A 26313-nucleotide genomic window follows, 5' to 3' on the forward strand; every position below is an offset into this window, starting at 1 on the left:
CGGAGCACGGAGGTTATCCAATGAGCCTGCACGATCGCATCGACCGGCGCGGCTGGCTGCGGCGGGCCGCCGCACTGGCGCTGGGCGCGCTGCCGCTGGGCGGCGCGATGGCTTCCCCCGAAATCTTTCCTTCGCGCCCCGTCACGCTGTGGGTGCCGTGGCCCGCCGGCGGCGCGACCGACGTGTCGCTGCGGCTGCTCGCCGAGCTGGCCTCGGTCTGGCTCGGCCAGCCGGTCCTCACCGAAAACCGCGGCGGCGCCGGCGGCACGCTGGCGATGCCGGTGCTGCAGCAGGCGCGGCCTGACGGCTACACCGTCGCCCAGATGCCGCAGCCGGTTTTTCGCGTGCCGCACACGCAGAAGGTGTTGTGGGACCCGATTCGCGACGTGACGCCGATCATTCAGGTTTCCGGCGTCACCTTCGGCGTGCTGGTTGCGGCCGCCAGTCGCATCCGTTCGCTCGACGATCTGTTCGCATTCGCACGCGCGCGTCCCGGCGAGCTGACCATCGCCACCAACGGCATCGGCACCACGCCGCACATGGTGCTCGAGGAGCTGTTCACTGCCCGCGGCCTGCGCTACATCCACGTGCCGTACAAGGGCACGGCCGAACAGTTGAACGCGATCGCCGGCGGGCAGGTGATGGCCGGCGTCAATTCCACCGGCTTCGGGCCGGCGGTAGATACGGGCACGCTTCGGCTGCTGGTGACCTTCGGCGCCGAGCGCTCGAAGCGCTGGCCCGAGGTGCCGGTGCTGCGCGAGCTCGGCTTCGACATCGTGGCCAAGTCGCCCTTCGGCCTGGCGGGCCCGCGCGGCCTGCCGCCCGGGGTGGTGACGGTGCTGCACGAGGCCTTCAAGAAGGCCATGTTCGATCAGCGCTTCAAGGACGAGCTGGCGAAGTACGACCAGGAGATCGACTACCTCGGGCCGCAGGCCTATGCGCAGTCCTGCCGCGAGATCTTCGTGCAGGAGCGCGCCATGGTGGACAAGCTGGGCCTTGCCCGCACCGGCAGCTGAACAGGAAATCGCACCGATGAGCCAACCGAACCAGAAGACCACCCGCCGGCTGATCGGGCTGGCCGTCGTTGCGGCGGCCTGCCCGATGCAATCGCAGGCACAGGCGCAAGCCGCGCCAGTGGCCGCATTGCCCACCGTGGAAGTGGTGGGCACCACGCCCGTGCCCGGCATCGAGGTGCCCAAGGACCAGATCCCGTCCAATGTGCAGACTGCCGACGACGCGCAGCTGCGCCGCGCGCAGAGCCTGAATCTGCCGGACTTCATGGCCACCCGCTTGCCGAGCGTCAGCGTCAACGAGATCCAGGGCAATCCCTACCAGCTGGACGTGAACTACCGCGGCTTCACCGCGGGCCCGTTGCTCGGAACGCCGCAGGGCCTGTCGGTGTACCAGGACGGCGTGCGCATCAACGAACCCTTCGGCGACGTGGTGAACTGGGACCTGATTCCCAAGGCGGCGATCTCCAGCATCACGCTGCTGCCGGGCTCCAACCCCCTGTTCGGCCTCAACACGCTCGGCGGCGCGCTGTCGCTGCAGACCAAGCGCGGCGATACGCATCCCGGCACCGAGCTCGAGCTGCAGGCCGGCTCCTTCGGCCGGGTGAGCACCGAGCTCACGCACGGGCGCAAGCTGGGCGAAGACGGGCATCTGTTCCTGGCGCTCGGCGGCCTCAACGAAGACGGCTGGCGCGACCACTCGCCCTCGCGCGTGCGCCAGCTCTTCGCCAAGGTGGGGCAGGACCGCGGAAAGCTTTCCTGGGACCTGAGCTTCACCCATGGCGACAACCGGCTGGTAGGCAACGGCCTGCTGCCCGAGTCCATGCTCATGCAGAACCGCAAGCAGGTCTACACGCGGCCGGACCGCACCGACAACCGGATGTCGATGCTGACGCTCAATGCCAGCTACCAGCTGAGCGACGTGCAGACGATCTCGATGACGGCGTACACGCGGCGCTCGCGCTACTCGACGCTCAATGGCGACTTGAACAACGACTTCGATCCGCCCGACGTCGAGGAGTCGGGCGTGGAGAACCGGACGAGGACGCGGCAGCACGGCGAAGGCCTGGCGCTGCAGTCGACGGTCAGCGCGGGCATTCATCGCTTCACCTTCGGCGCTTCCGTCGACCGGGCGCGCACGCGCTTCGCGCAGACCGAGGCCGAAGGCTTCCTCGACGCGACGCGTTCGGTGGTGCCGCAGGAAGAAGCCGAGGTCGACGCGCTGCTGGCGGGCAAGAGCCGCACGGCCAGCATCTACTTCCACGACCTGGTGGCGCTCAGGCCCGACCTGCAGCTCAACCTCTCGGGCCGCTACAACGACACCCGTGTGACGACCCGCGACGAAGGCCGGGCGCTGCTCGGCCTTTCCACGCAGCTCGACGGCGAGGGCCGCTACCGCAAGTTCAATCCTGCCGCCGGCCTCACCTGGCAGGCCACACCGCGGCTCACGGCCTATGGCGGCTGGAGCCAGGGCAGCCGTGCGCCGAGCCCGATCGAGCTGGGCTGCTCCGATCCGCAAAACGCCTGCGTGCTGCCGAATGCGCTGCAGTCCGACCCGCCCCTCAAGCAGGTGGTGTCGCAGACGCTCGAGGCCGGGTTGCGAGGCACTTTCGCGCCGGGCCTGAGCTGGAACGCCTCGGTCTTTCGCACCCTGAACAAAGACGATCTGCTGTTCGTCAGCAGTGGGCTGTCGCGCGGCTACTTCACGAACTTCGGGCGCACATTGCGCCGGGGCGTGGAACTCGGACTCGAGCAGCGGACGGACCCGCTGACATGGTCCTTGTCCTACAGCTACCTGCAGGCGAGATACGACTCTCCGGCGTGCCTGGTGTCCGAATCCAACAGCAGCGCCGAAACCAGCTCCGCGTGCGGCGGCGAAGGCGAGATCGCGGTGCGCCGCGGCGATCGGCTGCCTGGTTTGCCCGCCCACCATCTCAAGTTCAACGTCGACTGGCGGGTGACGCCGGCCTGGACGCTGGGAGCCCAATACCGCGCCTACTCGCGGCGATCCGTACGCGGCAACGATAACGGCGCACACACGCCCGACGGGGTCGAATTCAGCGGCACCGGCTACGTGGGCGGCTATGCGCTGCTCGATCTCACGACGAGCTGGAAGCTGGGCCGCAGCGTCGAACTCTTCGCCAAGGTGGCGAACGTGTTCAACCGCCGCTACGCCAGCGCCGGCCAGCTCGGCCGCAACGGCTTCGACGCCGGCGGCGCGGTGCTGCCGCCCGATGCATGGCGTAACGAGCAATTCGTGGCCCCGGGCGCGCCGCGCGCGATGTGGCTCGGCGTGCGGATGCAGCTTGGCGCCTGAGGGCAGATTCGTTTTCAGCCGCGCTGCGCGCTGCGTTTGCGCGCCGGCTTCCGCGCCGCCGGCAGATGGCCGAGCTGCTGCTGGATCTGGGCCTGGCCATGCGTACGCAGATAGTCCTCGAAGGCGAGCGCGACCTGCGGCAATTGCCGCGACGCGAGGTGCATGACGTACCAGTCCCGCACGATCGGATTGCCCGCCACGGGCAGGAGGCCGAGCAGGCCCGCGTTCATCTCGAGCACGCAGGTGTGCATCGACAGGAAGGCGATGCCGAAGCCCGCGGCACACATCTGCTTGATGGCCTCGTTGCTCGACAGCTCGGAGCCGATGCGCAGCGGCAGGCCGTTGTCCTTGAAGAAGCGCTCGACCGTGGTGCGCGTGCCCGAGCCGCGCTCGCGCACCAGCATGCGCGTGTCCGACAGGAGGGCGAGGCTGGGCTTGGGCGCCGACATCAGCGGATGGCCGGGCGCCGCGAGAAAGGCCATCGGGTGCTTGGCGAAGGCGCTCGAATCGGTCTTCAGCTCGGCGGGCGGGCGGCCCATGATCGCGACGTCGATCTCCTGGCCCGCGAGCATGCGCACGATTTCGTCGCGATTGCCGACCTGCAGCTTGAGCTTCACCTTCGGGTGCTCCTTGGCGAAGTTCACCAGGATGGGCGGCAGCAGGTATTCGGCGGTGGTGATGGCGCCGACGCGCAGCGTTCCCGAGAAGACGCCCTGCAGCGTGGCCATTTCCTCGCCGGCCTCGCGCCACAGGTCGAGGATGCGCCCCGCATAGCCTGCCAGCAGCTCGCCGGCCTCGGTCAGCCGGATGCCGCGGCCGGTGCGCTGCAGCAGCGGTGTGCCGGCCGATTCCTCGAGCGTGGCGATCTGGATCGATACCGCGGGCTGCGTCAGGTGCATCTCGTCGGCCGCCAGCGACACGCTGCCGAGCCGGGCCACCGCGTGGAAGGTGTTGAGCTGGCGAAAGCTTGCGTGCTTGGAAAGGGGCATCGGACGATATTAGGTTTACAACATGCCAATGTCAAAAGATTTAATTTTTCCTAATCGTTGGCGAGGCCTACATTCTCCTCACCGACAGCACGAATCCATTCATCTCTAGAGGCGAATCCATGGGCAACATGAACGAAGCAACGCAGATCACCGATGCCAAGAAGCGGTACTCGGCCGGTGTGCTGAAGTACGCACAGATGGGCTACTGGGACGGCGACTACCAGCCGAAGGACACGGACATCCTGGCGCTGTTTCGCATCACGCCGCAGGAAGGCGTGGACGCCATCGAGGCCGCCGCGGCGGTGGCCGGCGAATCGTCCACCGCGACCTGGACCGTGGTGTGGACCGACCGGCTCACCGCCTGCGACATGTACCGCGCCAAGGCCTACAAGGTCGAGCCGGTGCCCAACAATCCGGGGCAGTACTTCTGCTACGTGGCCTACGACCTGTCGCTGTTCGAGGAAGGCTCGATCACCAACGTGGCGGCCTCCATCATCGGCAACGTCTTCAGCTTCAAGCCGCTGAAGGCCGCGCGGCTGGAGGACATGCGCTTTCCGGTCGCCTACGTCAAGACCTTCGCCGGGCCGCCGACCGGCATCGTGGTGGAACGCGAGCGGCTCGACAAGTTCGGACGTCCCCTGCTGGGCGCCACGACCAAGCCGAAGCTGGGCCTGTCCGGGCGCAACTACGGCCGGGTGGTGTACGAGGGCCTGCGCGGCGGCCTGGACTTCATGAAGGACGACGAGAACATCAACTCGCAACCCTTCATGCACTGGCGCGACCGCTTCCTGTTCGTGATGGATGCGGTGAACAAGGCGAGCGCGGCGACGGGCGAGGTCAAGGGCAGCTATCTGAACATCACGGCCGGGACGATGGAAGAGATGTACCGCCGCGCGCAGTTTGCCAAGGAACTCGGCTCGGTGATCGTGATGGTGGACCTGGTGATCGGCTACACGGCCATCCAGTCGATGAGCAACTGGTGCCGGCAGAACGACATGATCCTGCACCTGCACCGTGCCGGCCACGGCACCTACACGCGGCAGAAGAACCACGGCGTGAGCTTCCGCGTGATCGCCAAGTGGATGCGCTTGGCGGGCGTGGACCACATCCACGCGGGCACGGCGGTCGGCAAGCTCGAGGGCGACCCGATGACGGTGCAGGGCTACTACAACGTCTGCCGCGATACGCACACCAAGGTGGACCTGCCGCGCGGCATCTATTTCGACCAGGACTGGGGCGCGCTGCGCAAGGTGATGCCGGTGGCCTCGGGCGGCATCCACGCCGGCCAGATGCACCAGCTGCTGGACCTGTTCGGCGACGACGTGGTGCTGCAGTTCGGCGGCGGCACCATCGGGCACCCGCAAGGCATACAGGCTGGGGCGACCGCCAACCGCGTGGCGCTGGAAGCCATGGTGCTGGCGCGCAACGAGGGCCGCGACATCGCCAACGAGGGGCCGCAGATCCTGCGCGACGCGGCCCGGTGGTGCACACCGCTGGCGGCGGCGCTCGATACCTGGGGCGAGATCTCTTTCAACTACGCCTCCACCGACACGTCCGACTATGTGCCGACGCCGTCGGTGGCCTGAACCGGTCCACGAGGAGAGACAGACATGCGAATCACGCAAGGCACCTTTTCATTCCTGCCCGACCTGAGCGACGAGCAGATCCGCCGGCAGGTCGAGTATTGCCTCGGCAAGGGCTGGGCACTCGGCATCGAATACACGGACGACCCGCACCCGCGCAACACCTTCTGGGAAATGTTCGGCAACCCGATGTTCGACATCCAGGATCCGGCCGGCGTCATGCTCGAGCTCGCGGCCTGCCGCAAGACCTTCGCGCAGCAGTACATCCGCGTCACGGCATTCGACTCGACCCACGGGACCGAGTCGGTGGTGATGTCCTTCATCGTCAACCGGCCGGCCAACGAGCCGGGCTTCCGCCTGATCCGCACCGAGGAGCCGGGACGCACCATCCGCTACAGCATCGAGAGCTACGCCGTGCAGGCGCGGCCCGAAGGCGCGCGGTACTGAGGCGAAGCCACCCGCATGGATACCGCCCAGTCCACCGCCACCGCCACCGCGCCGAGGCAGCTCTTCGAGTCCTCGGGCGTGAAGGCCCTGCTCGACCAGCTCGATGCCGAGCTGATCGGCCTGGCGCCGGTCAAGGGCCGCATCCGCGACGTCGCCGCGCTGCTGCTGATCGACAGGCTGCGCCAGGCGCAAGGACTGCAATCGCAGCCGCCTTCGCTGCACATGTCGTTCACCGGCAATCCCGGCACCGGCAAGACCACGGTGGCGATGCGCATGGCCGAGGTGCTCAAGCAGCTGGGCTACGTTCGCAAGGGCCATCTGGTGGCGGTGACGCGCGACGACCTAGTGGGCCAGTTCATCGGCCATACGGCGCCCAAGACCCGGGAAGTGATCAAGAAGGCGATGGGCGGCGTGCTGTTCATCGACGAGGCGTACTACCTGTACCGGCCGGAGAACGAACGCGACTATGGACAGGAGTCGATCGAGATCCTGCTGCAGGTGATGGAGAACCAGCGCGATGACCTGGTGGTGATTCTTGCGGGCTACAAGGACCGCATGGAGACCTTCTTCGGCAGCAATCCGGGCATGGCCTCGCGCATCGCGCATCACATCGATTTCCCGGACTACAGCGAGGCCGAACTGATGCAGATCGCGCAGCTGATGCTCAAGCGGCTGAACTACAGCTTCGACGACGGCGCGGCATCCACCTTCGCGCGCTATGTGAGCCTGCGCCGGCGGCAGCCGCATTTCGCCAACGCGCGATCGGTGCGCAATGCGCTCGACCGCATCCGGCTGCGCCACGCCACGCGGCTGTTCGGCAGCGAAGAGGCCCTGACGCGCGAACAGCTCTGCACGCTGGAAGCGCAGGACATCCTGGCGAGCCGCGTGTTCGACCCGAGCGCACGCATGAGCACGGAGCTTGCCCAATGAGCATCGAAGCCCTCGTGTTCGACGTCGACGGCACCCTGGCCGACACCGAGGAGGTGCATCGCCGCGCCTTCAACCTGGCCTTCGAAGAGCTCGGCCTGGACTGGCGCTGGGAGCGCTCCGAGTACCGGGCCCTGCTCGCGGTGACGGGCGGCAAGGAGCGGCTGAGGGCCTACATCGATGGCCTGGCCTCGAGCGCCTCCGAGAAGAAGCGCCTGCACGAGCGGGTGCCGGAGCTCCACGCCGCGAAGACGCGGCACTACACCGAGATCGCGCGGCAGGGCGGCATCGAACTGCGTCCCGGCGTGGCGCGTCTGCTCGACGAGGCGCTCGGCGCCGGCTTGCGCCTGGCGATCGCCAGCACCACGACGGCCGTCAACATCGACGCCTTGCTGCTGGCGACGCTGGGCCCGGGCGGCTTGTCGATGTTCGACGTGATCGCCTGCGGCGACCAGGTGCGCGCGAAGAAGCCTGCGCCCGACATCTACCGGCTCGCGCTCGACACCATGGGCGTGGCGCCCGAGCGGGCGATCGCCGTCGAGGACTCGCCCAACGGAGTGCGCTCGGCCGTCGCTGCCGGCCTTTGGACGCTGGTTGCGCCCACCTTCTGGACCGAAGGCGGCGACTTCAGCGGCGCCGGGCTGGTCCTGCCCAGTCTCGCAGACGCATGGCTCAGCGTTGAGGAACTCACGCGCAGGGCCACTGCTGTGCCGCCGCTGAATGCGGTTCAAGCGCTCTACCGGGGGGGATGAGATGCAGCAGAAAGAAATCTCCGCGCGGCCCGGGTCCGCCTCGACCATGCGGATCGCGCCCAGCCTGTTGTCGGCGGACTTCGCGCGCCTGGGCGAGGAGGTGAGGGCGGTCATCGAAGCCGGCGCCGATCTGATCCATTTCGACGTGATGGACAACCACTACGTCCCCAATCTGACCGCCGGTCCGCTGGTGTGCCAGGCCATCAAGGCTTACGCCACGGTGCCCATCGATGTGCACCTGATGGTCAAGCCGGTCGACGCGCTGATCCCGATGTTCGTCGAGGCCGGCGCCTCGATCATTTCGTTCCACCCCGAGGCCAGCGAGCACGTGGACCGGACCATCCGTCTGATCAAGGCCAGCGGCTGCAAGGCCGGCCTGGTGCTCAACCCGGCGACGCCGCTGCAGGTGCTCGACCATGTGCTGGACCAACTCGACCTGGTGTTGCTGATGTCGGTCAATCCCGGCTTCGGCGGGCAGAGCTTCATCGAGAGCGTGCTGCCGAAGATCGAGGCAGCGCGCCGCCGCATCGATGCGAGCGGGCGCGACATCTGGCTCGAGGTCGATGGCGGCGTGAAAGCCGACAACGCGCAGCGCATCGGCGCCGCGGGCGCCGACACGCTCGTGGCCGGCTCGGCGGTGTTTGCCGGCGGCCGCTATCGCGAGGCCATCGACGCCATCCGCACTCGGGCGCTGGCGGGGTGCGCGGCATGAAGGATCTGCGCGCCATCGACGCCATCGCCTTCGACCTCGACGGCACGCTGGTCGACAGCGCGCCGGACATCCGGCATGCCTTGAATGCCGCGCTCGAAGAGGCGGACCTGGAGGGCTTCGAGCTGGACACCGTGCGCGCATGGATCGGCGACGGGCCCGACGCGCTGATCGCGCACGCCTTGTGCTGGCACGGCATCGACGCCGACGAAGCGCTGCAGGCCCGGCTGCGCAAGGCCTTCGATGCGCACACGCTGGCGGCGCCTCTGCGATCGGGCAGCGTCTTCCACGGCATCGCCGAGCTGGTCGCCGGCCTGGCCCGGACGCTGCCGATGGTGGTGGTCACCAACAAGCCGACGCGGTTGGCACGCGCCGTGCTGGATGCGGCCGGACTGCTGCCTTTTCTGACCGGGGTCTATGGCGCCGATGCGCAAGCCCAGCGCAAGCCTGCGCCGTACCTGCTGCTGGCCGCGGCGCATCGGCTGGGGGTGGCGCCTGCGCGCCTGCTGATGGTCGGCGACGGGCCGCCCGACCTGCTCGCCGCGAAGGCCGCCGGATGTCCGGCCGCCCTGGTCGCATGGGGCTACGGCGGGCGCGCGGTCGGGACCGCATCGGTGCCGGCGTGGCGCCTGGCGACGCCGCAGCAACTGCTGCTGAACGCACTCGCGTCGCGCGCCATGCGCAGCGAAGAAGAAACGACGAATGACTAGAACCAGGAGATCGACATGCCAATCGCAGGCAAGGCCACGCTGACCCAGTACATCATCGAGGAACGCCGCCGCCATCCAGGCGCCACGGGGGCGCTCAATGCCGTCATCACGGACGTTTCGCTCGCCTGCAAGGCGATATCGCGAAAGGTGGCGCTGGGCGCCCTGGGCGACATGCTCGGCAGCGCCAGCAGCCACAACGTGCAGGGCGAGGAACAGAAGACGCTCGACGTGCTGAGCAACGACATGTTCCTGCGCGCCAACGAGTGGGGCGGCCACGTGGCGGGCATGGTGTCCGAGGAGATGGAGGCGCCCTACGTGCCGCCGCAGCAGGATCCGCGCGGCAAGTACCTGCTGCTGTTCGACCCGCTGGACGGCTCATCCAACATCGACGTCAACGTGGCGGTGGGCAGCATCTTCTCGATCCTGCGCGCGCCGACGCCCGAGCGCGACGCCAGGCCGGAGGACTTTCTGCAGCCCGGCACGCAGCAGGTCGGCGCCGGCTATGCGATCTACGGCCCTTCGACGATGCTGGTGCTGACGCTGGGCAACGGCACGCATGCCTTCACGCTCGATCCGCAATTGGGCGAATGGGTGCTGAGCCATCCGAACCTGCGCATTCCTGCGCGGACCAGCGAGTTTGCGATCAACGCGTCGAACAGCCGTTTCTGGGAGCCGGCGGTGAAGCGCTATGTCGACGAATGCCTGGCCGGCCGGGAAGGCCCGCGCGGCATCGACTTCAACATGCGCTGGATCGCCTCTCTGGTGGCCGAGACGCACCGCATCCTGATGCGCGGCGGCGTGTTCATGTACCCGCGCGACAGCAAGGAGGCGGGCCGGGCGGGGCGCTTGCGCCTGCTCTACGAGGCCAATCCGATCTCCTTCCTGATCGAGCAGGCTGGCGGCATGGCCAGCACCGGCCGCCGGCGCCTGATGACGGTCGAGCCCGAGGCGATCCACCAGCGCATCGGCCTGGTCTTCGGCTCGTCCGAAGAGGTCGCGCGCGTGGAGGCGTACCACGCCGAGGAGCCGCAGGACACCTACCAGGCGCCGCTGTTCGGCAAGCGTGGCTTGTTCGCGACCGCGGCCTGAACCAGGCACGAATTCTTCATTCCCGAGGCCACCATGTCAGCCAAATATCCGATCGTTGCCATCACCGGCTCCTCCGGCGCCGGCACCACTTCCGTCACCCGAACCTTCGAGAACATCTTCCGCCGCGAGAGCGTCAAGGCAGCGATCGTCGAGGGCGACAGCTTTCACCGCTACGACCGCAACGCCATGAAAGCGGCAATGACCGAGGAGGAGGCCGCCGGCAACCGGAACTTCAGCCATTTCGGCGAGGATGCCAACCTGTTCGCCGAGCTCGAAGCGCTGTTTCGCGACTACGGCGAAGCGGGCGTCGGCCGCAGCCGGAAGTATCTGCATGACGAGCACGAGGCGGCGCCCTACGAGCAGGAGCCCGGTACCTTCACGCCGTGGGAAACGCTGCCGGCGAGCGAACTGCTGTTCTACGAAGGCCTGCATGGCGGCGTGACGACGGCCAAGGTCGACATCGCGCGCCATGTCGACCTGCTGATCGGCGTGGTGCCGGTGATCAACCTCGAGTGGATCCAGAAGCTGCACCGCGACAAGAGCACCCGCGGCTACTCCACCGAGGCCGTGACCGACGTGATCCTGCGCCGCATGCACGAGTATGTGCACTACATCTGCCCGCAGTTCACGCGCACCCACATCAATTTCCAGCGGGTGCCGGTGGTCGACACCTCCGATCCGTTCATCGCGCGCACCATCCCGAGCCCGGACGAAAGCCTGGTGGTGATCCGCTTCGCCAACCCGACGGGCTTCGACTTTCCCTATCTGCTGAGCATGCTGCACGACTCCTTCATGTCGCGCGCCAACACGCTGGTGGTGCCGGGCGGAAAGATGGAGCTGGCCATGCAGCTGATCTTCACGCCGATGATCCTGCGCCTCATGGAGCGCCGCAAGAAAGCGTATGCCATCTAGGAACTTCGTCATGACAACTGAAATTCTTGCCTTGCGCACGCAGTGCGCCAACGCCATCCGGGCGCTGGCCATGGACGCGGTGCAGGCCGCCAACTCGGGCCATCCAGGCATGCCGATGGGCATGGCCGACATCGCCGAGGCCTTGTGGCGGCATCGCCTGCGGCACGACCCGGCCCACCCGCGGTGGATCGACCGCGATCGCTTCGTCGTCTCCAACGGGCACGGCTCGATGCTGCTGTATGCGCTCCTGCACCTGAGCGGCTACGCGCTGCCGATGGAGGAACTCCGGCGCTTTCGCCAACTGCATTCGCGCACGCCCGGGCATCCCGAGGTCGGCGTCACGCCCGGGGTCGAGACCACCACGGGGCCATTGGGGCAGGGCATCGGCAATGCGGTCGGCATGGCGCTGGCGGAGAAGTTGCTGGCCGAGGAGTTCAACCGTCCCGGCCATGCGGTGATCGACCATCGCACCTATGTGTTCCTCGGCGACGGCTGCCTGATGGAAGGCATCAGCCACGAGGCCTGTTCGCTGGCGGGCACCTGGCGCTTGAACAAGCTCGTGGCCTTCTACGACGACAACGGCATTTCCATCGACGGTGAGGTCTGCGGCTGGTTCAGCGACGACACGCCGGGCCGCTTCGAAGCCTACGGCTGGACCGTGCTGCGCGATGTCGACGGCCATGACGCGGCGGCCCTCGACGCGGCCATCGCCAAGGCCGCGGCCGCGGACCGGCCGGTGCTGGTGTGCTGCAAGACGCGCATCGGCCAGGGCTCGCCGAATCGAGCCGGTAGCGCGAAGGCGCACGGCGAGGCACTGGGGGAAGCCGAGATCGCCCTCACGCGGCAGGCGCTGGGCTGGAGTGCGCCGCCCTTCGAGCTGCCGCCGGATGTTGCAGAGGCGTGGTCGGCGCGCGAGTCGGGCGCCGCGCTGCACGCGGCGTGGCAGGCGCGCTTCGCCGCCTATGCGCAGGAATATCCGGCGCTCGCGCGCGAGCTGCTGCGTCGCCATCGCGCCGACGCACCGCTCACTGCGCAGGTCGAGGCAGCGCTGGCCTCGGCGGCAGCGGCTGCGCAGCAGCGGCAGGCGGCCGTCGCCACCCGCAAGGCCTCGCAGCAGGTGCTCGACGAGCTCGGGCCGGCGATGCCGGAACTGATCGGCGGTTCGGCCGACCTCACCGGCTCGAACCTGACCGACTGGAAAGGGCACCGCGCGCTCAAGGGTGCGGGCACGGGCAATCACGTGCACTACGGCGTGCGCGAGTTCGGCATGGCGGCGATCATGAACGGGCTGGCGCTGCACGGCGGCCTGCGGCCCTTCGGCGGTACCTTCCTGACCTTCTCCGACTACGCGCGCAACGGCGTGCGCATGTCGGCGCTGATGAAGCTGCCGGTCATCTACGTCTTCACGCACGACTCGATCGGGCTCGGCGAGGATGGCCCGACGCACCAGCCGGTCGAGCATGCCTCGAGCTTGCGCCTGATCCCGAATGTGGATGTCTGGCGTCCTGCCGACGCCACCGAAACGGCCGTGGCCTGGCGGCAGGCATTGCGCCGCATGGACGGGCCGAGCTGTCTGCTGCTGACGCGTCAGGCCTTGCCGCATGCCGGCGGCGGCGAGCGCGTCGAATCCATCGCGCGGGGCGCTTACATCCTGTGGCGTCCGGAAGCGGAGCGCGTGGCCCTGCTGGCGAGCGGCTCGGAGGTCGCGGTCGCACTGGCGGCCGCGGCCTTGCTGGACAAGGAGGGCATTGCGGCCCGTGTGGTTTCGGTGCCGTGCATGGATGTGTTCGAGCGCCAGCATGCGGACTGGCGCCACGCGGTGATTCCGCGCCACCTGCCGCGGCTCGCAGTGGAGGCCGGCAGCACCGGCCTGTGGTGGAAGTTCGTCGGCGAGCACGGCGACGTGGTCGGGCTCGACCGCTTCGGCGAGTCGGCACCGGCCGGCGAGCTTTTCAGGCTGTTCGGAATTACTGCCGAGGCGGTGGCCGAGCGTGCCCGGCGCCTGCTGGCGAGCGTCTCGCATGCAGGCGTGAGGGAGACCGCATGAGGCGCTACACCCCGCGCTGACGCTTCGTTCCCATTCCCATCCCACTTCCACAGGAGCCTGCCATGGCCATGATTTCACTGCGCCAACTGCTGGACCACGCTGCTGAGCATCAGTACGGCGTTCCGGCCTTCAATGTCAACAACCTGGAGCAGATCCAGGCCATCATGCAGGCGGCCAGGAAGACCGACAGCCCGGTCATCCTGCAAGCCTCGGCCGGCGCCCGCAAGTACGCCGGCGAGCCCTTTCTGCGCAAGATGGTCGAGGCCGCCGTGGAGATGTACCCTGAGATTCCCGTCGTGATGCACCAGGACCACGGCGCCAGTCCGTCGATGTGCATGCAGGCCATCCGCTCGGGCTTCACCAGCGTCATGATGGATGGTTCGCTGATGGAAGACGCCAAGACCCCGGCCAGCTACGACTACAACGTCGGCGTGACGCGCAGGGTGGTGGAAATGGCGCATGCGGTCGGCGTCTCGGTCGAGGGCGAACTGGGTTGCCTCGGATCGCTGGAGTCCGGCATGGCCGGCGAGGAAGACGGCAGCGGCGCCGACGGCGTGCTCTCGCACGACCAGCTGCTGACCGACCCGCAGCAGGCGGCGGACTTCGTGGCCAGGACCGGCGTCGATGCCCTCGCGATCGCCATCGGCACCTCGCACGGCGCCTACAAGTTCAGCCGCAAGCCGACCGGCGACATCCTGGCGATCGACCGCATCAAGGACATCCATGCGCGCATTCCGCAGACGCACCTGGTGATGCACGGCTCCTCGTCGGTGCCGCAGGAATGGCTGGCGGTCATTCGCGAATTCGGCGGCGAGATCAAGGAGACCTATGGCGTGCCGGTCGAGGAGATCCAGGAGGGCATCCGCCACGGCGTGCGCAAGATCAACATCGACACCGACATCCGGCTGGCCATGACCGGCGCCATGCGCCGTGCCATGGGGCGCGATCGCAGCGAGTTCGATCCGCGGAAATTCCTGAAGGACGCCACCGCCGCCGCACGCAATCTCTGCGTCGATCGCTTCCAGGCCTTCGGCAGCGCCGGTATGGCGGGCAGAATCAAACCAGCGGCACTGGCGGAGCGCTGAGGCTCAATGCGCCGCTTGGACGCAGGGCGGGGCGACGTCGATCCCGATGAGTGCTCGTGCGAACATGTAGTTGTTGCGCGCCCGCTCGCTCATGGAATCCATGTCGACGTGACCTGCCGCATCGCAGGGGAAGGCCCAGCCCCGGCCTTCCCGAAACAGGGATCGAAAACGCAATTCGTAGCGCGGGCCTGTGGTCTGGTCGGAATGTCTCGCTTCGCTGCTCTCGCCCGCGTGCGCTTGCGCCGCCGATACACGATCGATGTATGCCATGTTTTCCAGTCTCCCTGTAGAGGTCTCAGGTGAATCCGATCACAACGTACGACACCGGCCTGGGTGACCGGCGTAGTACTTCGGTAATCAAAATTCATGCCAACCGTTCGCCGGCTCGCCGGAGCCGGTCCTGCGCCGCCGTCATGACACTGTGTGCCACGCGCTCGCCGAGTTTTCGAACAATGTGCGAATCGCAAAAAGCTGGAGGCCGTCGAAAGGCCCGGTGGCCCTGGAGCTACGAATGCTTGTTTTGGAGGCACGGGTGCGAAGCGCTCGTCGTACAACGCCAAACCGGGTTGCAGACGGCGTTTCCCACAGAGTTGCCCACATGTTCGGTGGACAACTTTCGCAGTGAAATTCGCGTCCCCTGGGATAGATGAAGAACTCACTTAGCCACAAGTCGGCTTTGCAAATTTCTCACAAAAATAGTTGGCCCCCTGCCAAGTCATCGGAAGACAGGCGGCGCGCGGCGCGCATTCGCGTCACGCGCTGAACTCTGTCGCAGCTCGACGGCGCTGAGCGCGGGGCTATGAGCTCATCGAGCGATGCGCCGCGTGGGTGTGCATGATCCTCGCCCAGGTGGGCCACTTTTGCTTCGGCAGTGGGTCAGTTTCAGATCGGCGTTAACACGGTCGCTGAGCTCACAACTCGGCGACGGCAAGCGCGAAGTTCACCACGTTCTTGATCTACGCTGGCTGGCGGGAACTGATGGAATCGGATGCGGACAGTCGCCCACTTGAAAGACCCCGCTCCACGTGGTCTCGAGTGGCTGGCCCGTCAGGCCATCGACGACTTGCTAGCGTTCGTTGGCTGAAGCCAACTCGTTCCGTCAGTCCCAAGCAGCGCCTGATCGACCTCTGGAGGCAGGTCAAAGATGAGTGGCGAACGCGCACTGGACTTGGCGATCGCATAGCGTGAGAAGCAGCTTGATCAGACGAGACAGTGGCTGCAGTCGGTCGGCGAAGTGCGCCCGCGACAGCGCCAACAACACGTTGCGAAGCGCTAGCCCATAGGGGCCGCCGGGGGGCTCGCGTCACCCGGCGCGAGCGCCGTGATCTTCGAGGCCAGTTCCTGCGATTGTTCCTTGAACTTTCCCGGGTTGGCCTTCCTCAGCTTCATCAGGTTCTGCAGCTTCCATTGAATCGCGGGCAACGCGCTGAGATGGTCCAGCCCCATCCGGTCCCAATCGGGCTCTCCGTCTGCGAGGGAGATGAGGAAAGCTCGTTCGTCCACGTCCAGGTCTTCGTGCAATCTGGAAATCATCTGTTCCCGTGCGGCGAGCAGTGCACCCAGCTCAACCGGCTCCGTGGTCATGCCCTTGAAGTTGGCCTCGAACTCGTATGTCATATCGTGCAGCGGAGGAAACAACACCTCGTGTATCGGCCTGTTGTGACTTGCCAGGTACACCACGAACGCCCGTCGAATTCCATCGGTGATGCCGCCGTTTGCCAACAGGTGCATCACGTCGAACAGATCCCGCGGATGCTGGCGATCCATCGCAGCGACAAGCTTCCCGCCATAGACATCATCCTCCGACACCACGGGTATCTCCAAGTCGGCCTGGAGGACCTCCTGTGCCTTGGGCGTAAGCCCCGCCATCGCCACGGGCCTGACGGTGCCGCGCATCACATAGTTCACCTCAACCTTGACCTCGATGCCGTCCCGCTTCACCAGGAGCTTTGTCTCGCCCGCTTCCGGCGCTCCGGAGAGATGCGACTGGAATCCCTTCGACTTGAGCTGGTCGGCTGCTCGTCCGAGCGACGCTTTGATCTGCTCGAGCGCCGCGGCGCGAGACAAGGTGTGGTCGGGCAAGACCAGGTCGAGATCGACGGACAGGCGGGGCATTTCGCGAACGAACAGATTGATGGCCGTGCCGCCCTTGAGAGCGAACGTGTCGTCGGTAAAGACGAAGGGGGGACCTGGGTCAGCAGGCGCGCGGTCTTGAGGTAGATGTCGTTCATTTCTTGAGGACCAGCAGTCCTTCGTTGGTTTGAGAGACCCAGCGTCGAGCGCCACCGGCCGGCAGGCGTGCCGGATCCAGCTTCTTCGCCCAGGGCAGGGATAGGTCACGCCCGAGTTGTAGGCACAGGCGGACCGTCTTGACGCTCGTGCACTCCTGGAGCAGCTCGCCAAGAACAGATGCGCGAAGGCTGTAGGTGCTTTCGGCAAGCTCGCGCGCTTCGGACAGCGGCTGCCGCACGCCCACTTCGCTCAACAGCTCCAGGAACGCGCGCTCAGGGGCGGAGACATTCGGCCCGTGCGCACGGCCTTCGAAGGGGCCAACATGCTTCATGCCGAATGCGTCGCTGCTGAAGAGCTGCTTGCGGTGGTATTCAGCCGGGAAGGGGGCCGTGAACCATTCCGGCAGCTTGGCCGACTTCAGGCCGTACAGGTGTAGTTTGGGCTCCTGAGAGACATAGTGACGCACGCCATGCCAATCCAACGCAGTCTTGCCGCCAACGTGGAGGCCAGGTATCTGTCGCTGGAGCAGCCAAAGACTGGGGTCTCGCTGCAGCGAGGCATCGGGGCGGGCGTACACACCGCGTGCGAGTCGCTTGAGCCATCCCGCGCGAACGTAGTGGACTGCTAGGTCGGCGGAGATGCCTTCGAGGGCGAGGTCGTCACTGGTGACGGGCGTGCCGCTGGGAACCTGCGCCAGCAGGTTGTTTAGTTTTGACCGAGTTATCGTAGTCATGCTACGATTATTCCGATATTCCTAAGCATGTGCAATGTTTTGTTTTGTGAGAGTTGTCGTAGCCAGACTACGATAAGTCGTTCAATTTCAAACACGCTAGTGCCCCGGCGGCCACCCAAAGTGCCCCACTTATGGCCACCCAAACTGCTCCATCCTGGCCACCGACTTCCGGGCCAGTGTCGCTGCCGCTGGCCACCTCCAAGTGCGAACCCCATCGCGCCTTCATCGACGCCCAGTTGCGCCTGGGCCGCAACGCCACCGCCATCTACCAGGACCTGGTCGACTTGCACGGCTTTGACGGCGCCTACAACTCGGTCAAGCGCTTCTGCGCCCAGCTTCGCCACAAGGAGCCCGAGCAGTTCGATCGTCTGAGCTTTGCGCCCGGCGAGGAGATCCACCAGGAAAGTGAACGCACCCGCTTGACTTGTGAGGCGCTGGCTGACGTAGCGGCGGGCCGGGTTGTAAACCATGAGGCAGTGCTCGCTTGGGCGGAAAGCTTAGGCACCGATTCGCCTCTACCCATACCGAGACCACGCGAGTAGCCATCGAATGACCCGTGCGCGTGCAGTCACCGGGCTGCGGACCATGAGCGCGCGGCCGGAGTGCGTTGCTCAGTTCCGGCTATTCGCGGATGGGATCGCGCCGTGGCTGGTTCGGTCGAACGCCAGTGCAGACAAGCGCTTGCAACTCGAACCTATGGAAGTGGAAGAGCGGGGACGAAGTCGCGAACAAATTTACCGTGACTAGTACGAACAACTTTCAGCAAATGGACGGACGGCAGGGCTCCTACGCTGAGCCCCTGTTAATTTAACATAATGCACATTGTATTGCTTGAGGCCCAGAGGCCCATGAGTCAGGCCGGCCCAAGCCCGTCACCACTTGCCGTCGCTGGGCCTCTTGGCTCGGACGGCCGTGCTCAGCAGCCGGACCGCATCCGGTCGATTGGCTCGTTGGGCGAAATCGATCGCCGTCAGGCCTTGCTCGTTCTTCATCTGGGTGTCGGCGCCTTCGTCAAGCAGCAGTTGTACGGCCGCGGTCGAGCCGTACATCGCGGCCATCATCAGCGGCGTGGTGCCGTTGGGCGACTGCGCGTCGATGAAGGCGTAGTTGTCCAGCAACTGCTTTATGACGGCCACGTGGCCGTTGGTGGCCGCGTAATGCAGCGGCGCCCAGCCCGGCTTGTTGACGTCGGCGTCGCGCGCAATCAGCTTGGCCACGAGATCCTGCTGGCCCTTGAGCGCAGCCATCATCAAAGGACTCTCGTCCTTGGCATTGCGCAGCTCGACATTGGTTTTGGGCGAATCCAGCAAGGCCTGGATCACCTTCGGCGACGGCTCCCGCAGCGCGATCAGCAAGCCGGTCTGGCCTTGCTCGTCGGGGGTATTGGGGTCGAATCCTCGGTTCAGCAGCTCATTGACGACGCTCGCGTTGTCGCTGCGCACGGCCCGGAAGAAATCCTCGAACGAGCCGGCATGAACGACAAAAGTTGCTGTAAAAACAGATAGATATAGGATCTTCTTAAAGTAGTTTTTCATGCTTTCACGGCAGCGAAAAGGGTTTCGAAGTTGTCGCTGGTGACCTGCGCGATGGTCTCCAGCGGCAACTGGCGCAGCTGCGCGATCTGTTGCGCCACGAAGGGCACATACGAGGGATTGTTGGTCTTGCCGCGGTACGGCACGGGCGCCAGATAGGGGCTGTCGGTCTCGATCAGCATGCGGTCAAGCGGCACGAAGGCCGCGACGTCGCGCAGATCCTGCGCCTTCTTGAAGGTCAGGATGCCCGAGAAGGAGATGTAGAAGCCGAGGTCGAGCGCGGCGCGTGCGACCTCGGCGGTCTCGGTGAAGCAATGGAACACGCCGCCCGCGGCTTGGGGCCTGCCGTCCTCGCCCTCCTCCTTCAGGATCGCCAGCGTGTCGGCCGAGGCTTCGCGCGTATGGATCACCAGCGGCTTGCGCACCTGTTGTGCGGCACGGATGTGCACGCGGAAGCGGTCGCGTTGCCATTCCATGTCGGCGATGCTGCGCCCGCCCTTGCGTTCTTCCATCTGGTAATAGTCGAGGCCGGTCTCGCCGATGGCGATGACCTTGGGCAACGCGGAACGCTGCACCAAGTCTTCCACCGAAGGCTCTGCAATGTTCTCGTTGTCCGGATGGACGCCTACGCTGGCCCAAAAGTTGTCAAAACGCGCCGCCAGGGCCTGCACCTCGGCGAATTCTTCCAGCGTGGTGCAGATGCAGAGCGCCCGGTCGACTTGCGCGGCGGCCATCGCGGCGCGAATCTGCGGCATCTGGCCGGCGAACTCGGGGAATGTCAGGTGGCAGTGGGAGTCTGTGAACATCGCGGAGCTTCAAGAAACGGCTGTGCATCCGCACTGCCTGCGGTCCGCGTCTCGTGAACGGGGACTCAAATAGTCTGGGTTGGCCGGTCGGAGGCCATGGTGCCGCCGAGCGCTTCTTCGATGCGCGCCTTGAGCTGGCGCGACTTGTCGTCGGACGGGAAGCGGATGCCGACGCCCGGCGCCCGGTTGCCGGCGGCGCGGGCCGGGGTGATCCAGGCCACCTTGCCGGCCACCGGATAGCGCTGCGGATCTTCGGGCAGCGTGAGCAGCACGTAGACGTCGTCGCCCAGGCGGTACTCGCGCGAGGTCGGAATGAAGATGCCGCCTTCGGCGAACAGCGGGATGTACGCCGCGTAGAGCGCGCCTTTTTCCTTGATGGCCAGCTGGATGACGCTGGGCCGGGCAGGTGCGGAGGGGGTGGTGGATGCAGGTGTGTTCATGGGCGGCGGCCTGCCGAGTTTAGGGTGCTTCGCGCCTCGCTCACAAGCGCTTCGAGCATCAGGCCCGCATTGAACGGGTGTTCTGCGGTTTTTGCAGCATTCGCGAGCGATTTCGACCAGCGGGCCAACGCGACTTTCGGCGGCACGGCCGGCAGGTCCGCGACCTCGAAGAAACGCGGCGCAGCGCCGCTGCCGGTGGCCATGAGGTCGTGACACAGCTTCTGCAGCGCGCTGATGGCCTGGGCCGGCGCATGGTCGGCCAGCGCGGCGACGTCGCCGCGCAGCATGGCCTTGGGCAGCAATCCCCAGGCCTTGGGCGACTGGCCCGCGGCGGCGAGCCGCAGCGCATCGCTCGGCCGGCCGCCGGCCGCGCGCAGCAGGGCGGGCGCATCGTTGGCGGGCACGCCCTGCTCCACCAGCCAGTTGCGCGCGTCCTCGTCTTCAGGCCAGGGCAAGGTGAAGCCGAGGCAGCGGCTGCGGATGGTGGGCAGCAGTTGCCAGGCGGCTTCGCTCGCCAGCACGAAGCGCACGTCGCCGACCGGCTCTTCCAAGGTCTTCAGCAAGGCATTGGCCGTGATCGTGTTCATGCGCTCGGCCGGATAGACCAGCACCGCCTTGCCGCGCCCGCGCGCGCTGGTGCGCTGGGCGAAGCCGACCGCATCGCGCATCGCCTCGACACGGATCTCGCGGCTGGGCTTGCGTTTCTTGTCGTCGATGTCGGCCTGGCTTTTTTCGTCGAGCGGCCAGCCGAGTTCCTGCATCGCCACCTCGGGCATCAGCACGCAGAGATCGGCATGGGTGCGCACGGAAATCGCGTGGCAGCTCGGGCAGTGGCCGCAGGCGCCCTCCCCCTTTGCCTCGTCGCGCTGCTCACAGAGCCAGGCGGCGGCCAGTGCCAAACCGAGCTCGTACTGGCCCAGGCCCGAAGGCCCTTGCAGCAGCCAGGCATGGCCGCGCTGGCGCAGCAGTTCGCCCAGCGGCCGCTGCAGCCAGGGCGACAGCGCGGGCGCGCTCATCGAGACCCCATCAGGCCGCGCGCGGCCAGGGCCGCCTCGATCTGCTGCCAGACCTGGTCGCGCGACTGGCCGGCATCGATGCGCACGAAGCGCGATGCCGCGGCTGCGCGCTGCGCATAGCCTGCGGCGACGCGACGGAAGAACTCGACCGGCTGCGACTCGAACTTGTCCGGCAGGCGCGCGCCGGCCAGCCGCTCGGCCGCCAGTTCGGGCGACAGGTCGAACCACAGGGTGATGTCGGGCTGCAGCAGCGCGCCATCGTCAGGCCGGCCCTGCACCCATTGTTCGAGCGCGGACAGCACCGCGGTGTCGAAGCCGTGCCCCGCCCCCTGGTAGGCGAAGGTGGCATCGGTAAAACGGTCGCACAGGACGACTTCGCCGCGCGCCAGTGCAGGCTCGATCACGCGCACGATGTGATCGCGCCGCGCCGCGAACACCAGCAGCGACTCGGTCAGCGGATCCATCGGTTGCGTGAGGATCATCGTGCGCAGCGTTTCGGCGATCGGCGTACCGCCGGGCTCGCGCGTGCGCGTGACCTGCCGGCCCCGGGCCTTGAACAACGCTTCGAGCGCATCGATGTGGCTCGATTTGCCGGCGCCATCAATGCCTTCGAGCGTCAGGAACAAACCCTTCATTGCCCGCTCCGTTGATAGCGGTTCACCGCGCGGTTGTGCTCTTCGAGCGAGCTGCTGAACTGGCTCGAGCCATCGCCCTTGGAAACGAAGTACAGCGACTTGCTTTGCGCCGGCTGGACCGCCGCCAGCAGCGCTGCCTTGCCCGGCATCGCGATCGGGGTGGGTGGCAGGCCAGGACGGGTGTAGGTGTTCCAGGGCGTATCGGTCTGCAGATCCTTCTTGCGCAGATTGCCGTCGAAGCGCGTGCCCATCCCGTAGATCACGGTCGGATCGGTCTGAAGCGGCATGCCCGCGCGCAGGCGGTTGGCGAACACCGCCGAGATCTGGGTCCGGTCCTGGGCCTTTCCTGTCTCCTTTTCGACAATGCTGGCCAGAATAAGCGCCTCATCGGCCGTCTTGAGGGGTACATCGGAGGCCCGCGCGGCCCAGGCGGCGTCGAGTTTCTTGTCCATGGCGCGCATCGCCCGCTGCAGCAGCGCGATGTCGGTGGAGCCCTTGGAATAGGTGTAGGTGTCGGGGAAGAAGCGGCCCTCCGGGTGCAGGCCCGGCTTGCCGAGCCTGGCCATCAGTTCTTCGTCCGCCAGGCCGAAGGTCTCGGGCTTCAGCTGCTCGGCCTTGGCCAGCGCGCTACGCACCTGGCGGAAGTTCCATCCCTCGACCAGCACCAGGCTGCGCGTGGCCTCTTCACCGCGCACCAGCACGTTGAGCAGCGTGCGCGGCGTGATGCCCCGCTCCAGTTCGTAGCTGCCGGCGCGGATCTGCCGGTCCTGGCCCGAGAAGCGGAACCACCAATAGAGAAGCTGCGGCGACACGTCCGTGCCCGTGTCGGCCACTGCCTGCGCGACGCCGCGCGGCGTGGTGCCCGGCTCGACCGAGAGATCGACCGTGGGCGCTGGCAGCTCGAGCGGCTGCTGCAACCACCAAAGCCCTGCCGCGCCGGCGCCCAGCACGATGAAGGCGGCGAGAAGAAAAATGGTGAGGAAGAAGCGGCGCACGGGTCCGATGGAGAAGACGGAGAGGAAGAGACGCGGGGTAGCCCTGCGGACTGAACGGGACGAGGCCGACCATGATAATTCAGCGATGACCTCAGTCGTTCTGAATGGCGTAACAGCCCTCTCCCACCTCGGCGTGATTCGCGCCGAGGGCCCCGAAGCCGCCAACTTCCTCAATGGCCAGCTGACCCAGGACTTCGCACTGCTCGGCGCTTCCGAAGCGCGCCTGGCCGCGCTTTGCACGGCCAAGGGCCGCATGATCGCGAGCTTCATCGGCATCCGGCCCGAGCCCGAGCGCGTGCTGCTGGCCGTGAGCCGCGACATCCTTGCCGTCACCCTGAAGCGGCTTTCGATGTTCGTGCTGCGCGCCAAGGTCAAGCTCAGCGATGCCAGCGAGGAGTTTGCGCTCTACGGCCTGGCCGGGACTGCGCTGACCGCCAATGGCGTCGATGCCGGCGCGGTGCCGGGCCGTTGCAGTCAGATCGGCGACGCCAATGTGGTTTCGCTCTATCCGTCCGACGGCATTCCGCGTGCGTTCTGGATCGCGCCGGCCGGCAGCGCCGCGCCCGAGGGCGCTGCCCTCGACCTCGCGCTGTGGCAATGGAGCGAAGTGCGCAGCGGCATCGTCACCCTGAGCACGCCGATCGTCGAAACCTTCGTGCCGCAGATGCTCAACTACGAATCGGTCGGCGGCGTGAACTTCAAGAAGGGCTGCTACCCGGGCCAGGAGGTGGTGGCGCGCAGCCAGTTCCGCGGCACGCTGAAGCGCCGCACCTACCTCGTGCAGGCCGATGCACCGATCGCCGCGGGCCAGGAGGTCTTTGCCGCCAACGATCCGGAGCAGCCGGTCGGCACCGTGGCGCAGGCCGCGCCGGCGCCGGGCGGCGGGTCGGCCGCGCTGATCTCGATCCAGATCGCGGCGCTCGATGCGGGCGGCCTGCGCGCGGGCGCGCCCGACGGACCGGCGCTCACGGTCGAGCCCCTGCCCTACCCGCTGCTCGAAGACATCTGAGGCCGCGGCCTCGTCAGCAGCAGCGCCCCCTGCCGCTGCCGTAGCGGGCCTGTTGACGTTCGCGGAAGAAGGCCTCGTAGCTCATCGGCGCCTGCTCCGGATGCGTGCGTTCCATGTGGCTCAGGTAGGCGTCGTAGTCCGGCAAGCCCACCATCAGGCGCAGCGTGGCGCCGAGCGAGCGCGCGAGATAGCGCCCGGCTTCCGGCAAGGTGGCGCTCGCCGTTCTCATGCGGCGGCCGACGGCGCCAGCGGCTCGAAGGGCGTCTCGCGCGCGGTCGGCTTGTGGGCCGCGCGCGCCGCAAGACAGGCACGCACGCTGTAGAACAGCACGCTCAGCACCACGAAGATGAAGAGCGCGCACAGCCCGGCGTCGAGCCGGTCGTTGAAGACGATGCGCGCCATGGCCTCGGGCGTTTTGGCCGGCGCGATCAGCACGCCCTGCGCCAGCCCGTCGGCGTACTTCGCGGCATGGGACAGGAAGCCGACCTTGGGGTCCGCCGAGAAAATCTTCTGCCAGCCCGCCGTCAGCGTGCACACCAGCAGCCAGGCGGCCGGCAGGATCGCGACCCAGGCGTAGCGTTCGCGCTTCATGCGAAACAGCACCACCACGCCCAGCATCAGCGCCACCGCGGCCAGCATCTGGTTGGAGATACCGAACAGCGGCCACAGCGTGTTGATGCCGCCCAGCGGATCGACCACGCCCTGGTAGAGGAAGTAGCCCCAGGCGCCGACGCAGAGGAAGGTCGCGATCAGGTTGGCGACCATCGAGTCGGTGCGCTTCAACGCCGGCACGAAGCTGCCCAGCAGGTCCTGCAGCATGAAGCGCCCGGCACGCGTGCCCGCATCCACCGCGGTCAGGATGAACAGCGCCTCGAACAGGATCGCGAAGTGGTACCAGAAGGCCATCATGGCCGGCCCGCCGATGGCCTGGTGCAGGATGTGCGCCATGCCCACCGCGAGCGTCGGCGCACCGCCGGCGCGGCCGAGGATGGTGCTTTCGCCCACGTCCTTCGCGGTCTGGACCAGCATCTCGGGCGTGATCACGAAGCCCCAGCTCGAAATGGTCTGCGCCACCGCCGCCGGCGTGTTGCCGACCAGTGCGGCCGGGCTGTTCATCGCGAAATAGACGCCCGGCTCGATGCAGGCGGCGGCCACCAGCGCCATCACCGCGACGAAGGACTCGGCCAGCATGCCGCCATAGCCGATGAAGCGTGCATGGCGCTCGTTGTCGAGCATCTTCGGCGTGGTGCCCGAGGAGATCAGCGCATGGAATCCCGACACCGCGCCGCAGGCGATGGTGATGAAGAGGAAGGGAAACAGGCTGCCCGACCACACCGGACCATTGCCTTGAGCGAACTGCGTGATGGCAGGCATCTGCAGCGTCGGCGCGACGAAGACGATGCCGATCGCCAGCGCGACGATGGTGCCGATCTTCAGGAAGGTCGAGAGGTAGTCGCGCGGCGCCAGCAGCAGCCACACCGGCAGGCTGGCGGCGATGAAGCCGTAGCCGATCAGCATCCAGGTCAGCGCCTTGCCGTCGAAGGTGAAGAGCGGCGCCCAGGTCGCGCTCTGCGCCACCGCCTGGCCGCCGAAGATCGCCAGCATCAAGAGCACGAAGCCGATCACCGAGATCTCGCCGATGCGCCCCGGCCGGATGTAGCGCAGGTAGACGCCCATGAAGACCGCGACCGGAATCGTGGCCGCCACCGTGAAGGTGCCCCACGGCGATTCGGCCAGCGCCTTGACCACGATCAGCGCCAGCACCGCGAGGATGATGATCATGATCATGAAGGTGCCGAAGAGCGCGATCAGGCCCGGCACCGTGCCCATCTCCTGCTTGATCAGGTCTCCGAGCGAGCGGCCGTCGCGCCGCGTCGAGATGAAGAGCACGATGAAGTCCTGCACCGCGCCGGCGAACACCACGCCGGCCAAGATCCACAGCAGGCCCGGCAGGTAGCCCATCTGCGCGGCGAGCACCGGCCCGACCAGCGGACCGGCACCCGCGATGGCCGCGAAGTGGTGGCCGAACAGCACGTTCTTGTCGGTCGGCACGTAGTCGAGCCCGTCGTTGTGGCGATGTGCCGGCGTCTTGCGATTGCCGTCCAGACGGAGCACGCGCTCGGCGATGAAGAGGCTGTAGTAGCGGTACGCGATTAGGTAGGTGCAGATCGCTGCGATCACGACCCACAAGGCGCTGATCGCCTCGCCGCGGGCCAGTGCCACGGTTCCCAGCGCGAATGCGCCGATCACGGCCACGACGAGCCACACCAGGTGGCGGCGGATGCTGTGCATGCGGATGTCTCCTTGATTTGAACCCCGGGAGTTTGGCGAGCCTTGG

The 26313-nt window shown here is 66.8% G+C and carries 25 protein-coding genes and 1 pseudogene; 14 read left to right on the forward strand and 12 right to left on the reverse strand.

The annotated features are described in order from the left end of the window. Positions 1 to 20: 20 nt before the first annotated feature. Together ACSQ9A_RS14065 and ACSQ9A_RS14070 are read left to right on the forward strand one after the other, a co-directional pair. Positions 21 to 1016, forward strand: a complete 996-nt coding sequence (locus ACSQ9A_RS14065; RefSeq protein ID WP_436304066.1) for a tripartite tricarboxylate transporter substrate binding protein — start codon at positions 21 to 23, stop codon at positions 1014 to 1016. Between the two features lie 16 nt (positions 1017 to 1032). Next, a complete protein-coding gene (locus tag ACSQ9A_RS14070) occupies positions 1033 to 3327 on the forward strand; it encodes a TonB-dependent receptor (RefSeq protein WP_436304067.1) in 2295 nt (764 codons plus the stop codon). A 14-nt stretch (positions 3328 to 3341) separates the two neighbouring features. Here ACSQ9A_RS14070 and ACSQ9A_RS14075 read toward each other — a convergent pair whose 3' ends face one another. Then, positions 3342 to 4316 (reverse strand): LysR family transcriptional regulator, encoded by a 975-nt coding sequence (locus ACSQ9A_RS14075; RefSeq protein WP_436304068.1) that lies wholly within the window; start codon positions 4314 to 4316, stop codon positions 3342 to 3344. Between the two features lie 119 nt (positions 4317 to 4435). Between ACSQ9A_RS14075 and ACSQ9A_RS14080 the strand changes: the two genes are divergently transcribed. The 10 genes from ACSQ9A_RS14080 to fba all read left to right on the forward strand — a co-directional run bounded on the left by ACSQ9A_RS14080 (position 4436) and on the right by fba (position 14577). After that, a complete protein-coding gene (locus ACSQ9A_RS14080) occupies positions 4436 to 5902 on the forward strand; it encodes a form I ribulose bisphosphate carboxylase large subunit (protein ID WP_436304069.1) in 1467 nt (488 codons plus the stop codon). A 24-nt stretch (positions 5903 to 5926) separates the two neighbouring features. Beyond that, on the forward strand, positions 5927 to 6346 hold the full coding sequence (locus tag ACSQ9A_RS14085; RefSeq protein ID WP_436304070.1) for a ribulose bisphosphate carboxylase small subunit: 420 nt from the start codon (positions 5927 to 5929) through the stop codon (positions 6344 to 6346). Positions 6347 to 6361: 15 nt separating this feature from the next. Next, positions 6362 to 7276 carry a CbbX protein gene (gene cbbX / locus ACSQ9A_RS14090; protein ID WP_436304071.1) on the forward strand — a complete coding sequence of 305 codons (915 nt, stop codon included), beginning with the start codon at positions 6362 to 6364 and terminating at the stop codon, positions 7274 to 7276. After that, complete coding sequence (locus ACSQ9A_RS14095; protein ID WP_436304072.1) at positions 7273 to 8025, forward strand: HAD-IA family hydrolase; 753 nt, start codon at positions 7273 to 7275, stop codon at positions 8023 to 8025. The genes cbbX and ACSQ9A_RS14095 overlap by 4 nt, the downstream gene beginning before the upstream one ends. 1 nt (position 8026) lies before the next feature. Further along, on the forward strand, positions 8027 to 8737 hold the full coding sequence (gene rpe / locus ACSQ9A_RS14100; protein ID WP_436290357.1) for a ribulose-phosphate 3-epimerase: 711 nt from the start codon (positions 8027 to 8029) through the stop codon (positions 8735 to 8737). Further along, the gene (locus tag ACSQ9A_RS14105; protein ID WP_093110158.1) at positions 8734 to 9444 is read left to right on the forward strand and encodes an HAD family hydrolase; all 711 of its coding nucleotides are present in this window, start codon (positions 8734 to 8736) and stop codon (positions 9442 to 9444) included. The genes rpe and ACSQ9A_RS14105 overlap by 4 nt, the downstream gene beginning before the upstream one ends. Before the next feature lie 15 nt (positions 9445 to 9459). Further along, positions 9460 to 10533 carry a class 1 fructose-bisphosphatase gene (locus ACSQ9A_RS14110; protein ID WP_436304073.1) on the forward strand — a complete coding sequence of 358 codons (1074 nt, stop codon included), beginning with the start codon at positions 9460 to 9462 and terminating at the stop codon, positions 10531 to 10533. Between the two features lie 33 nt (positions 10534 to 10566). After that, a complete protein-coding gene (locus ACSQ9A_RS14115; RefSeq protein WP_093110120.1) occupies positions 10567 to 11445 on the forward strand; it encodes a phosphoribulokinase in 879 nt (292 codons plus the stop codon). A 10-nt stretch (positions 11446 to 11455) separates the two neighbouring features. Continuing rightward, positions 11456 to 13492, forward strand: a complete 2037-nt coding sequence (tkt, locus tag ACSQ9A_RS14120; protein WP_436304074.1) for a transketolase — start codon at positions 11456 to 11458, stop codon at positions 13490 to 13492. A 62-nt stretch (positions 13493 to 13554) separates the two neighbouring features. Then, on the forward strand, positions 13555 to 14577 hold the full coding sequence (fba, locus tag ACSQ9A_RS14125; RefSeq protein ID WP_093110118.1) for a class II fructose-bisphosphate aldolase: 1023 nt from the start codon (positions 13555 to 13557) through the stop codon (positions 14575 to 14577). A 3-nt stretch (positions 14578 to 14580) separates the two neighbouring features. On the opposite strand, the gene ACSQ9A_RS14130 is transcribed toward fba, so the two are convergent. The 3 genes from ACSQ9A_RS14130 to ACSQ9A_RS14140 all read right to left on the reverse strand — a co-directional run bounded on the left by ACSQ9A_RS14130 (position 14581) and on the right by ACSQ9A_RS14140 (position 17542). Continuing rightward, on the reverse strand, positions 14581 to 14847 hold the full coding sequence (locus ACSQ9A_RS14130; RefSeq protein WP_093110117.1) for a hypothetical protein: 267 nt from the start codon (positions 14845 to 14847) through the stop codon (positions 14581 to 14583). Positions 14848 to 15849: 1002 nt separating this feature from the next. Then, positions 15850 to 16917, reverse strand: coding sequence for a nucleotidyl transferase AbiEii/AbiGii toxin family protein (locus tag ACSQ9A_RS14135; protein ID WP_436304075.1), 1068 nt, complete (start codon positions 16915 to 16917; stop codon positions 15850 to 15852). Beyond that, positions 16805 to 17542, reverse strand: a complete 738-nt coding sequence (locus ACSQ9A_RS14140; protein ID WP_436304076.1) for a type IV toxin-antitoxin system AbiEi family antitoxin domain-containing protein — start codon at positions 17540 to 17542, stop codon at positions 16805 to 16807. The genes ACSQ9A_RS14135 and ACSQ9A_RS14140 overlap by 113 nt, the downstream gene beginning before the upstream one ends. Before the next feature lie 137 nt (positions 17543 to 17679). Between ACSQ9A_RS14140 and ACSQ9A_RS14145 the strand changes: the two are divergent. After that, positions 17680 to 17937 (forward strand): annotated as a pseudogene (locus ACSQ9A_RS14145) (IS21 family transposase); the annotation flags it as partial. Positions 17938 to 18414: 477 nt separating this feature from the next. Here ACSQ9A_RS14145 and ACSQ9A_RS14150 read toward each other — a convergent pair. The 6 genes from ACSQ9A_RS14150 to mltG all read right to left on the reverse strand — a co-directional run bounded on the left by ACSQ9A_RS14150 (position 18415) and on the right by mltG (position 22966). Beyond that, positions 18415 to 19077, reverse strand: a complete 663-nt coding sequence (locus ACSQ9A_RS14150) for an ankyrin repeat domain-containing protein (protein WP_436304077.1) — start codon at positions 19075 to 19077, stop codon at positions 18415 to 18417. Then, positions 19074 to 19880 carry a TatD family hydrolase gene (locus ACSQ9A_RS14155; RefSeq protein WP_436304078.1) on the reverse strand — a complete coding sequence of 269 codons (807 nt, stop codon included), beginning with the start codon at positions 19878 to 19880 and terminating at the stop codon, positions 19074 to 19076. Before ACSQ9A_RS14155 ends, ACSQ9A_RS14150 begins: the two co-directional genes overlap by 4 nt. A 65-nt stretch (positions 19881 to 19945) precedes the next feature. Continuing rightward, entirely contained in the window at positions 19946 to 20320 is a 375-nt protein-coding gene (locus ACSQ9A_RS14160) for a PilZ domain-containing protein (RefSeq protein WP_093110111.1), read from the reverse strand. Then, the gene (locus ACSQ9A_RS14165; protein WP_436304079.1) at positions 20317 to 21336 is read right to left on the reverse strand and encodes a DNA polymerase III subunit delta'; all 1020 of its coding nucleotides are present in this window, start codon (positions 21334 to 21336) and stop codon (positions 20317 to 20319) included. The genes ACSQ9A_RS14160 and ACSQ9A_RS14165 overlap by 4 nt, the downstream gene beginning before the upstream one ends. After that, a complete protein-coding gene (gene tmk, locus ACSQ9A_RS14170) occupies positions 21333 to 21971 on the reverse strand; it encodes a dTMP kinase (protein ID WP_436290354.1) in 639 nt (212 codons plus the stop codon). The genes ACSQ9A_RS14165 and tmk overlap by 4 nt, the downstream gene beginning before the upstream one ends. Beyond that, on the reverse strand, positions 21968 to 22966 hold the full coding sequence (mltG, locus tag ACSQ9A_RS14175; RefSeq protein WP_093110108.1) for an endolytic transglycosylase MltG: 999 nt from the start codon (positions 22964 to 22966) through the stop codon (positions 21968 to 21970). The genes tmk and mltG overlap by 4 nt, the downstream gene beginning before the upstream one ends. An 85-nt stretch (positions 22967 to 23051) precedes the next feature. Here mltG and ygfZ point away from each other — a divergent pair, with 85 nt between their 5' ends. Next, entirely contained in the window at positions 23052 to 23975 is a 924-nt protein-coding gene (gene ygfZ / locus ACSQ9A_RS14180; RefSeq protein ID WP_436304080.1) for a CAF17-like 4Fe-4S cluster assembly/insertion protein YgfZ, read from the forward strand. A gap of 13 nt (positions 23976 to 23988) precedes the next feature. On the opposite strand, the gene ACSQ9A_RS14185 is transcribed toward ygfZ, so the two are convergent. Beyond that, on the reverse strand, positions 23989 to 24204 hold the full coding sequence (locus ACSQ9A_RS14185) for a YbdD/YjiX family protein (protein WP_093110106.1): 216 nt from the start codon (positions 24202 to 24204) through the stop codon (positions 23989 to 23991). Next, positions 24201 to 26267: a carbon starvation CstA family protein gene (locus ACSQ9A_RS14190; RefSeq protein WP_436304081.1), complete on the reverse strand. Its 2067-nt coding sequence runs from the start codon at positions 26265 to 26267 to the stop codon at positions 24201 to 24203. Before ACSQ9A_RS14190 ends, ACSQ9A_RS14185 begins: the two co-directional genes overlap by 4 nt. Between the last annotated feature and the right edge of the window lie 46 nt (positions 26268 to 26313).

Source organism: Variovorax sp. LjRoot290 (assembly GCF_964253985.1).
GTDB lineage: Bacteria > Pseudomonadota > Gammaproteobacteria > Burkholderiales > Burkholderiaceae_C > Variovorax.

Coding starts and splice junctions, on each gene's coding strand:
- cbbX (WP_436304071.1), top strand. CDS start 6,362: ATGGATACCGCCCAGTCCACCGCCACCGCCACCGCGCCGAGGCAGCTC.
- ygfZ (WP_436304080.1), top strand. CDS start 23,052: ATGACCTCAGTCGTTCTGAATGGCGTAACAGCCCTCTCCCACCTCGGC.
- ACSQ9A_RS14065 (WP_436304066.1), top strand. CDS start 21: ATGAGCCTGCACGATCGCATCGACCGGCGCGGCTGGCTGCGGCGGGCC.
- ACSQ9A_RS14130 (WP_093110117.1), bottom strand. CDS start 14,847: ATGGCATACATCGATCGTGTATCGGCGGCGCAAGCGCACGCGGGCGAG.
- ACSQ9A_RS14160 (WP_093110111.1), bottom strand. CDS start 20,320: ATGAACACACCTGCATCCACCACCCCCTCCGCACCTGCCCGGCCCAGC.
- ACSQ9A_RS14075 (WP_436304068.1), bottom strand. CDS start 4,316: ATGCCCCTTTCCAAGCACGCAAGCTTTCGCCAGCTCAACACCTTCCAC.
- tkt (WP_436304074.1), top strand. CDS start 11,456: ATGACAACTGAAATTCTTGCCTTGCGCACGCAGTGCGCCAACGCCATC.
- ACSQ9A_RS14115 (WP_093110120.1), top strand. CDS start 10,567: ATGTCAGCCAAATATCCGATCGTTGCCATCACCGGCTCCTCCGGCGCC.
- ACSQ9A_RS14095 (WP_436304072.1), top strand. CDS start 7,273: ATGAGCATCGAAGCCCTCGTGTTCGACGTCGACGGCACCCTGGCCGAC.
- ACSQ9A_RS14110 (WP_436304073.1), top strand. CDS start 9,460: ATGCCAATCGCAGGCAAGGCCACGCTGACCCAGTACATCATCGAGGAA.
- ACSQ9A_RS14190 (WP_436304081.1), bottom strand. CDS start 26,267: ATGCACAGCATCCGCCGCCACCTGGTGTGGCTCGTCGTGGCCGTGATC.
- tmk (WP_436290354.1), bottom strand. CDS start 21,971: ATGAAGGGTTTGTTCCTGACGCTCGAAGGCATTGATGGCGCCGGCAAA.
- ACSQ9A_RS14150 (WP_436304077.1), bottom strand. CDS start 19,077: ATGAAAAACTACTTTAAGAAGATCCTATATCTATCTGTTTTTACAGCA.
- ACSQ9A_RS14140 (WP_436304076.1), bottom strand. CDS start 17,542: ATGACTACGATAACTCGGTCAAAACTAAACAACCTGCTGGCGCAGGTT.
- ACSQ9A_RS14185 (WP_093110106.1), bottom strand. CDS start 24,204: ATGAGAACGGCGAGCGCCACCTTGCCGGAAGCCGGGCGCTATCTCGCG.
- ACSQ9A_RS14085 (WP_436304070.1), top strand. CDS start 5,927: ATGCGAATCACGCAAGGCACCTTTTCATTCCTGCCCGACCTGAGCGAC.
- ACSQ9A_RS14155 (WP_436304078.1), bottom strand. CDS start 19,880: ATGTTCACAGACTCCCACTGCCACCTGACATTCCCCGAGTTCGCCGGC.
- rpe (WP_436290357.1), top strand. CDS start 8,027: ATGCAGCAGAAAGAAATCTCCGCGCGGCCCGGGTCCGCCTCGACCATG.
- ACSQ9A_RS14080 (WP_436304069.1), top strand. CDS start 4,436: ATGGGCAACATGAACGAAGCAACGCAGATCACCGATGCCAAGAAGCGG.
- ACSQ9A_RS14105 (WP_093110158.1), top strand. CDS start 8,734: ATGAAGGATCTGCGCGCCATCGACGCCATCGCCTTCGACCTCGACGGC.
- fba (WP_093110118.1), top strand. CDS start 13,555: ATGGCCATGATTTCACTGCGCCAACTGCTGGACCACGCTGCTGAGCAT.
- ACSQ9A_RS14165 (WP_436304079.1), bottom strand. CDS start 21,336: ATGAGCGCGCCCGCGCTGTCGCCCTGGCTGCAGCGGCCGCTGGGCGAA.
- ACSQ9A_RS14070 (WP_436304067.1), top strand. CDS start 1,033: ATGAGCCAACCGAACCAGAAGACCACCCGCCGGCTGATCGGGCTGGCC.